This window comes from Luteibacter sp. P4_D7_3 (assembly GCF_056401735.1).
Genome location: NZ_JBFUIT010000347.1, coordinates 1 through 4,003, shown reverse-complemented (window position 1 = coordinate 4,003; position 4,003 = coordinate 1). Strand labels below are relative to the sequence as shown.

The window sequence follows — 4,003 nt, the reverse complement described above, 5'->3', positions numbered from 1 at the left end:
ATGTCGCACAGGGCACGGGAAGTCATGGTGTTGACGACGATCGGCCGCTGCCCGTCCTGGGCGTACTTGGTCTTGATGCGCAGGGAGGCGGCCTCGGCTTTCTGCGGGTTGTCGATGAACGGCAGGCGGTGGGTATCGAACTGGACCCCCTCGAACTGGGCCAGCATGCTGTTCCCGATGGTTTCGGCGGTGATGCCGGTGGAATCGGAAATGAAGAAGACGGTACGGCGCATCGGGGTTTTCCCAGCGGTTGGTCCATGGGCAAACCTTAGCGCAAGACGCCGCCATAACAAGCGACCCCTCATGATCCCTGAACGTTTGTGCATCGCGCCTTGTTTCCACGGTGACAGGGCTACCACAATGCGCGGATTTCTAGCGCGGCCCGCCGCAATACCGACGAACCGATGTGAGGACTTTCCTTTGAGCGACCTGGTACTTTGGCTCGACGCGCTGCGCATGACCGATCTGGGCAAGGTAGGCGGCAAGAACGCCTCCCTTGGCGAGATGATCGGCAACCTGGCGAAACTGGGCGTGTCCGTTCCGGGTGGCTTTGCCACCACGGCCGACGCCTTCCAGACCTATCTCGAAAAGAGCGGCCTCGCCAAGCGCATCCAGGAACGCCTGGCCACGCTGGACGTGGACGATGTGGATGAACTGGTCCGTGGYGGCAAGGAGATCCGCGGCTGGATCGTCGATACCGCCCTGCCCGCCGACCTCGAACAGGCCATCCGCGACGCCTACATCAAGCTCTGCAAGGATGCCGGCGCCGACGATATCGCCGTGGCCGTGCGCTCGTCCGCCACGGCGGAAGACCTGCCCGACGCCTCGTTCGCCGGTCAGCAGGAAACCTTCCTCAACGTGGTCGGCATCGACGACGTGCTGCACAAGGTGAAGGAAGTCTTCGCCTCGCTCTATAACGACCGTGCCATCGCTTATCGCGTGCACCAGGGCTTCAAGCACGAGGATGTCTTCCTCTCCGCCGGCGTGCAGCTGATGATCCGCTCGGATGTCGGCGCCTCCGGCGTGCTGTTCACCCTCGACACCGAATCCGGCTTTCGCGACGTCGTCTTCGTCACCGGTTCGTACGGCCTGGGCGAGATGGTGGTCCAGGGCGCCGTGAACCCGGACGAGTTCTACGTATTCAAGCCCACCCTGCGCGAAGGCAAGCCGGCCGTGCTTCGTCGCAGCCTCGGCGCCAAGCAGCAGCGCATGGTGTATTCCGACCAGCCCGGCGAGCGCGTGCGCATCGAGGAGACCCCGGTCGACCTGCGTCACCGCTTCTGCATCGAGGACGCCGATGTCGAGGAACTCTCGCGCCAGGCGCTGATCATCGAGAAGCATTACGGCCGCCCGATGGACATCGAGTGGGCGAAGGACGGCAACACGGGCAAGCTCTACGTCGTCCAGGCGCGCCCGGAGACCRTGAAATCGCGTGCCACTACGACCACGCTCGAGCGCTTTCAGCTCAACGAAAAGGGCAAGGTACTCACCGAAGGTCGCGCCATCGGCCAGAAGATCGGCTCGGGCAAGGCGCGCGTGATCCGCTCCCTGGCCGATATGAGCAAGGTGCAGCCGGGCGACGTACTCGTGGCCGACATGACCGACCCCGACTGGGAGCCGGTAATGAAGCGCGCCGCGGCGATCGTCACCAACCGCGGCGGCCGTACCTGCCACGCGGCGATCATTGCCCGCGAGCTCGGCGTACCGGCGGTCGTCGGCTGCGGTAACGCGCTGGAGACCATTCCGGACGGCGCCGAAGTCACCGTGTCCTGCGCCGAAGGCGATACGGGCACGATCTACGAGGGCCTGCTCAAGTTCGACCGCATCACCGCCGACCTAGGCGCGATGCCCGAGGCGCCGCTCAAGATCATGATGAATGTAGCCAACCCCGAGCGCGCATTCGACTTCGGCATGCTGCCGAACGCCGGCATCGGCCTGGCGCGCCTGGAAATGATCATCGCCAGCCACATCGGCGTGCATCCGAAGGCACTGCTCGAGTACGCCAAGCAGGATCCGGAAACCAAGGCCCGCATCGATGCGCGGATCTACGGCTACAAGGACCCGGTGTCGTTCTATGTCGACCGTCTCGCCGAGGGCATTTCGACCATTGCCGCCTCGGTCTATCCGAAGCCGGTGATCGTGCGCCTGTCCGATTTCAAGTCGAACGAGTACGCCGGCCTGCTCGGTGGTTCGCGTTATGAGCCGCACGAAGAGAACCCGATGATTGGCTACCGCGGCGCCAGCCGTTATGTCGATCCGGGCTTCGCCGATTCGTTCGCGCTCGAGTGCAAGGCCGCCAAGTACGTGCGTGAAACGATGGGCATGACCAATGTGTGGATCATGATTCCCTTCGTGCGCACGCTGGACGAAGGTCGCAAGGTGATCGAGGTGCTGCGCAAGAACGGCCTTGTGCAGGGCGAGAACGACCTGAAGGTCATCATGATGTGCGAGGTCCCCTCCAACGCCTTGATGGCCGACGAGTTCCTCGACATTTTTGACGGCTTCTCGATCGGCTCGAACGACCTCACCCAGCTCACCCTCGGCCTGGATCGTGATTCGAGTATCGTCGCCAACCTCTTCGACGAGCGCGATCCGGCGGTGAAGAAGCTGCTGTCGATGGCGATCAGCACGGCCCGCGCCAAGGGCAAGTACATCGGCATCTGCGGCCAGGGCCCGTCCGACCACCCGGATCTTGCCGAGTGGCTGATGGACCAGGGCATCGAATCGGTATCGCTGAACCCGGATACCGTCGTCGATACCTGGCTGCGCCTTGCGAAGAAAAAGGCCGGCTAAGCTCGCATTGTGTGGGAGCCGCTTCAGCGGCGAATGAAGACATGTGGGAGCCGCTTCAGCGGCGATGGGGGGTTACCACAAATCCCATTCGCCGCTGAAGCGGCTCCCACACACTGCACACTGCACAAAGCACAAAGCACGCCTTACATGTGCACGGTCACGCCCGCCGCGCGATAACGCGCCACCACCGCCGCATCCGTATCCGACGCGACCACCAGATGCGAGATGCCGGTGATCGGCGCCGTGTGATGCGTCGCCGACGCCACCAGCTTGTCGGGCGTCGCGATAGCTACCGTCTCGCCGCTGGCCTCGATAATGGCCTGTTTGAAGACCGTCTCTTCCTCGTCGTAGGTCCATAGCCCACGCTGCGGATCGATCGCGCAAACGCCCGGGAAACACAGGTCCGCGCGAATATCCTGAGCCTGCCGCACGGTGCGCGAGCCAATCGCGCCACCGATCGCGGGATCGAGCTTGCCACCGAGCATGATCACGTCGAATCCCGGCCGCCCCAGCACCGCCAAGGCGACATCGGGTGCATTCGTCACCACGGTAAGGTCATGGTGATCGGGGAGCATCTTCGCCAGCACCGTGTTGGTGGAGCCGGCGTCGATGAAGAGGATCTGGCCGGTGCCGACCAGACTTAGCGCCGTGCGGGCGAGCGCTCGTTTCAGCTCGGTACGTTCGGCATGTCGCTCACCCAGGGGCGGGATATTCACGGCAAGCAATGCGCCGCCGTAAACGCGACGGCACAATCCCTGGGCAGCAAGGTCGCGCAGATCACGGCGGATCGAATCTTCCGATACGCGGAATTCCTGGGCGAGATCCGCGGCGATGACTTTTCCGTCGCGCTGCAGGCGTTCGAGGATCAGTTGCTGCCGCTCGCGCGGCAGCGTGGTGTCCGGCGCGTTCATTTCGGCAGGAACCCGAGCTCGATCAGTTCGGCGCGCAACTGGGCCGGGGTATGGAAATGGATGCCGTGGATACCAAGGGCCTCCGCGGCTTCCACGTTGATCTTGTTGTCGTCGATGAAGACGGCGCAGGTGGGGTCGATGTCGTATCGCTCGAGCAGGGTTTCGTAGAGCTTCGGATCGGGCTTGATCATGCCCTCCTCGCCCGACACCACGATGCCGTCGAAGCAGTCGAAGAATGCATATCGCTGACGTGCGATGGGAAAGGTCTCGTGCGACCAGTTGGTCAGGCCGTACAAGGG

At 63.4% G+C, this 4,003-nt stretch carries 4 protein-coding genes; 1 reads left to right on the top strand and 3 read right to left on the bottom strand.

The features are described from left to right. A partial coding sequence (locus tag AC1DSN_RS19545; protein WP_477332345.1) for a kinase/pyrophosphorylase occupies nucleotides 1-233 on the bottom strand: 233 nt, incomplete at its 3' end. A 187-nt stretch (nucleotides 234-420) separates the two neighbouring features. On the opposite strand from AC1DSN_RS19545, the gene ppsA reads away from it, so the two are divergent. Further along, a complete protein-coding gene (ppsA, locus tag AC1DSN_RS19540) occupies nucleotides 421-2,793 on the top strand; it encodes a phosphoenolpyruvate synthase (protein ID WP_477332343.1) in 2,373 nt (790 codons plus the stop codon). A 143-nt stretch (nucleotides 2,794-2,936) separates the two neighbouring features. On the opposite strand, the gene AC1DSN_RS19535 is transcribed toward ppsA, so the two are convergent. Together AC1DSN_RS19535 and AC1DSN_RS19530 are read right to left on the bottom strand one after the other, a co-directional pair. Further along, a complete protein-coding gene (locus AC1DSN_RS19535; RefSeq protein WP_213950149.1) occupies nucleotides 2,937-3,704 on the bottom strand; it encodes a DeoR/GlpR family DNA-binding transcription regulator in 768 nt (255 codons plus the stop codon). Next, nucleotides 3,701-4,003 (bottom strand): HAD-IA family hydrolase (locus tag AC1DSN_RS19530; RefSeq protein ID WP_477332341.1); only part of this gene is annotated, 303 nt, incomplete at its 5' end. The genes AC1DSN_RS19530 and AC1DSN_RS19535, both read right to left, overlap by 4 nt.

Coding starts and splice junctions, on each gene's coding strand:
- AC1DSN_RS19535 (WP_213950149.1), bottom strand. CDS start 3,704: ATGAACGCGCCGGACACCACGCTGCCGCGCGAGCGGCAGCAACTGATC.